General features: G+C 68.9%; 1 protein-coding gene. It reads left to right on the forward strand.

The window, feature by feature from the left end; genetic code table 11:
• Positions 1 to 286: 286 nt before the first annotated feature.
• On the forward strand, positions 287 to 919 hold a 633-nt coding region (locus E8D38_RS27900; protein ID WP_140637578.1), incomplete at its 3' end, for a type VI secretion system Vgr family protein.

Consider the following 919-nt stretch of genomic DNA (forward strand, 5'->3'; position numbering starts at 1 on the left):
GCTGTAGCGCCTGCGCTTGCGACTCTGTTCAGCTTCCATCGTGTCCAGCTATTTGCTAACTGGACAGCATCGTTATCGCTGCGACCGCTCTTCTCAAGACGGGTTCGCCGGACGCTTACCAATCGCATACGCCCGGACATTCGCATCGACAGCCCCCCCTCCCCCGCCCCCTAATTCACGGGAGAGACAACACCCCGTTACCTCCAAGCGCCTTGCCGTCGATATCCCGCTGCTAAGCTCCCCCGCCGCGCAAGCGTGCAAGCCGCGCAGAGAGAGGGAGCAAACCATGAAGCAGCCCATCGACTGGGCGAGCCTGTTGTCATCAGGCTTGGGCGATCTCTTCACCAGCCAGACCCGCCTGTACCGCCTGGAAGGCGAAGGCGGGGTGGGCGAGCTGCTGGTGGAGAGCTGGCGCGGCCACGAAGCGCTGAACGCCCCCTTCGAATGGCAGGTGCATGCGCTCAGCCCGCGCGCCGACCTCGCGCTGGAGCCGCTGCTAGGCCAGCGCGCCAGCCTGCTCACCGTGCTGGCCGACGGCTCGCTCGTGCGCCGCAGCGGCCTGATCCGCGAAGCCGCCCTGCTCGCCAGCGACGGCGGCTTCGCCCGCTACCGGCTGCGCCTGGCCCCGTGGACCTGGCTGCTCGAGCAGGCCCAGCGCCAGCGCACCTGGCAGGACAAGACCGTGGTGCAGATCATCGAAGCCGTGTTCGGCCTGTATGCACCGCACGCCCGGTGGCGCTGGTCCGACGACGTCGCCGGCTTCCTCGCCGACACCCGCGCGCGCAGCCTGTGCACTCAGGGCCGCGAGACCGACTGGGCCTTCGTGCGCCGCCTGCTCGCCGAAGAAGGCCTGGGCCTGCGCTTCGAAGACACCCCCGACGGCGTGGGCGTGGTGCTGTTCGCCGACAGCGCCGCCGTG

The sequence above is a fragment of the Methylibium rhizosphaerae genome, from assembly GCF_006386545.1.
GTDB classification, from domain to species: Bacteria; Pseudomonadota; Gammaproteobacteria; order Burkholderiales; family Burkholderiaceae_C; genus Pseudorivibacter; species Pseudorivibacter rhizosphaerae.